This is a genomic window from Pareuzebyella sediminis (assembly GCF_008367235.1).
GTDB lineage: Bacteria > Bacteroidota > Bacteroidia > Flavobacteriales > Flavobacteriaceae > Pareuzebyella > Pareuzebyella sediminis.
This window is the reverse complement of sequence record NZ_VTZS01000017.1, coordinates 1-3,720: the sequence shown is the minus strand read 5'-3', so window position 1 is coordinate 3,720 and position 3,720 is coordinate 1. Positions and strand designations below refer to the sequence as shown.

At 34.9% G+C, this 3,720-nt stretch carries 2 protein-coding genes; both read right to left on the bottom strand.

Annotated features, from left to right (window positions below):
• Positions 1 to 864 (bottom strand): PKD domain-containing protein (locus F2B13_RS20305; RefSeq protein ID WP_149277771.1); only part of this gene is annotated, 864 nt, incomplete at its 3' end.
• 255 nt (positions 865 to 1,119) lie between these two features.
• Positions 1,120 to 2,235: a glycosyltransferase family 4 protein gene (locus F2B13_RS20300; protein ID WP_149277770.1), complete on the bottom strand. Its 1,116-nt coding sequence runs from the start codon at positions 2,233 to 2,235 to the stop codon at positions 1,120 to 1,122.
• Positions 2,236 to 3,720: the final 1,485 nt, after the last annotated feature.

Below are 3,720 nucleotides of genomic sequence, written 5' to 3'. Positions count from 1 at the left end.
CCTGTTGCTCAAGGCCACGCCCTGACCGGTATAGTCCGGAATACTAATATCCCCCCAGCACCAGATCTTCGCGCCAGTGTCGTCGGCCATACCACCGCCCGTGCTACAGGGTATCTGCCCCGGGGAAGACGAAGCCGTAGCCGCCTCAGAAACGGTCACCGTGACAACGGCCGTATCCTTCAGCCCCCCGTCGTCGGCGACCGTCAGGGACACCGCGTAGACGCCGGGACCGACAAAGGTATGGGTGACGTTGGAGCCCAACGAAAGCGAGCCATCGCCGAAATCCCAGGAATAGCTCGTAATGCCCCCGTCGTCGGTAGACCCGCCTCCCGTGAAAGCTACCTCCAAAGGCGACTCGCCGGAGACAATATCCGCCGACACGACCGCATTGGGCGCCTCGTTTACCGGTTCGATAACCGTAACGGTCACTGTATCGTTTACTACTACACCTTGGTCATCAGTGGCAGTAAGTTCTACATCGTGCTTACCGACTTCCTTGAAAGTATGAACGGCCTTTGAGGCAGTGGATTTGGTACCGTCCTTAAATTTCCATTCATATTTGGCGAATGTTTTTCCAACGAAGGCATCGCCTACAGTAAAAGTAACTTCTAACGGCGCTTTACCAATAGTTGGTGTCGCCACTGCCATGGGAAGCGTAATACTTTTATCTGCCTCAACGGAAGATTCGGAATCTGTAATTGTCGTTTCTTCGACAATACTTTCAATAGAGTTAGTTTCCTTTGAATTGTTTTGATTGATAGCTTCAAGAAGAATGTCTTCATCTGCCGTACAGGAATAAAAAACCGATAACGCTACAAATAAAAGCATAAAAATTTTGTAGCAAGATACACGTAAGTTGCTCATATATTAAGATTTGGGATTATAAATATCTTAATTTTCCACCGAAAAAACGACTAACAGATCTACTTTTTCGATAAACGGTATTGTGGCAGCAAAATTACTTCGATGAAAGGTTGATTTAATCGATAAAATGGATTTTAAAAATTTCTTACACTAAAGAAGGACATAAAAGCATCTTCAACACAAGAAACTAAAAGTAGATGAGATAAGTTTCCATAAGTTGATGTTTAGATGTAAAAAAAAAGTAAACATATTAATCTAAATGAGATCATATAAATCTTTATATATTAATGAAATTCTATCCCAAGTATATCTGGAAGTAACTTTATTTTTTGCTACTTTACCCATAGATTGAAATAAGGGCATATTGTTTTCTATCCAAATCAATTTCTTAGCTAAATCATCTTCATCTTTATTCTTGAAGAAAATTACATCCTTATCATCAAACACTTGGGTGTTTTCAGGTATATCACTAGCCAAAATTGATTTTCCCGTACTAGCTACTTCCAATAACATAATTGACATACCTTCTGTTTCAGAAGGAAATACAAAATATTGACTCTTACGAACAAATTCCAATAAAGTGGGTAATGGATTTACATATCCAAGAAAATAAACATTTAGGCCTTGGCTTAGTTCTTTCACTTGTTTTATATAAGCTGGATAATTATCCAGTTCCCCAGCTATAAAAATATTTCCTTTATAATCTATTTTTTTAAACGCCTTCAACATCGTGTGCAAACCCTTAGTACCCATAATTCTTCTAGCAGCAAAAAACACGTATCCACTAGTTTTTGGAACACTTTCTGGCCAAAAATCATCTATTGAATTCTTAGAACTTAATTCGAAAAGATTTATTCCGTTAGGAATAAATTTTACATCAATTTCATGTTTCTGCCTATAGAATTCACAAAGTGGTTTGGATATCGCTGTTTTTATTCCATCAAAATCAATAAATCTTTTCTCGCAATATTTAAAAAATATCTTAGCCAGCTTGCCCCATTTATCCCTTTTATATGGGGCTTCATGAGCAGTAGCAATGACATTTGATTTTTTTGAAAATCTACCTAAAAAAAAGAAGCTATCTATTTTATGCGCGTGAATAATGTCATAATTACCAAAAAACCTGATATGGAAATAACAGCGTAAAAAATAAAGAAACACCCCTATGCCTCCAAGTCTAAACTCTGGATACTCAACAACGTTAACTCCCGATATATGGTTCTTGGCAAAATCATTTTTGTAGCAATAAATTGTTATATTATAAGATTCTTTTAAATTATAAATTAAATTTTCCGCTACCCTACTTGTACCTCCCCGAGAAGGGAAATATTTTATACCAAAAAAAGCGACATTTTTTTTCTTGTTTGCCAAGGATATAATTTTTAATTAAAGTAAACTTGAATTACCCGTAACAAATCATGTTTTAAACATGTTGAACTTGAATTTAGTCCGGCTAATTTTAAGCACATTATATTAAAGAATTCAATTAATTTTATTTATCCTTTCTCTCAGGTGAAATAAAATCTTATCAATTTGCAACTTCTAACGATGGTTTATCAAACTTATTATTTTTTGAAAAACATTTCTCTTCTAAATACCACTTTAAAACTAATGATTATTTTTCATAGACTTTTTTGACGGTAATCCCCTCACAAATTTAGGCATCAGTCAAAAGTAGAATATTTGGGCTGTCTTTGATTTTTATTTACTCTTTCGTTGATATGTCTCCTAACGAACAACCTGAGTAATCTGAAGACTCTGTAATCTTTTATCTAATAACAGAATTTTTCTTATGAATCCTAATTACTTTAAGAAATTCAATTGTGAAGAAATTGTCGAAACTTTCAAGAAAAAGTTGGCAGTAGGTTTTCCAAGACCTGATAATTCTAGCTCCATTTTATGCTCTATAGTAATTTTTAAAAATTTTAATGAACTCACCGCAATTCTTCAATTTAATTCATTGAGATTGTTGATTTTTACGTTATTTTAATCAAATCGCTTACTTAAATCGATTTTACTTCACAGATGACCAACATTTATGACTTTAATTATCTATTATATTAAGTCAAGAAAATAAATATGATTGTAAAACTTTCACAGACAAAACATATGTTCCAATATATAAATATCTGAAGTACTGGCTCCCAAAGGTTTTCTAAAACAATCGATATCCCAATTGTAGTGTTCTCCTTAAATTTAAAGCGCTCCTTGCAAAAACCTAGAGCACAACCACTTGATTATCAAAGCGGAGTATAGTTATATTATGTAACAAACCATATCCTAAAGGTAAAGCTACAACTGCATTAATGCCCACGCCTAGCAATTCATACTTCTGTCTAATCGAAACATGCTTCAGTAAAGATTGACGGGACGCCGTAAACCATCGTGATTATGGTAACCATTTCAAAACTTATTTTCAATACGTTACGCTAAATCTCTTTATCAAGGATCAAATCTGCAATTAATTTCATAAGCTTCAAGTTCTACTCTTTCAGATTTTTCGAATGCTTGAGTTAGGATACCCTCACCCATCATTTTTCTTATTCCAATTATAGAATTTGGCCTTAGATATGCCCATCTTTTGAAACACCGAAACCCTTGTTCAGGTCTATACATTATTGACGGCAAAGACAACTCGTGATTCATTTAATTTCGAGCGTTTAAACGGCAACTAATTATTAAAATGTACACGTTTATCCGCCTAGTTCCATCAATGCAAACTTTAAGATTTAATTGTAGGATGCCAACTCCAAAAGTTGAAAACCATTATCCCGATATATTACTAACAAATAAAATTGGACGAGACAGTTTTTATAGGCTCGCCCAATTATAATAAATATTATATAAGAACTAATT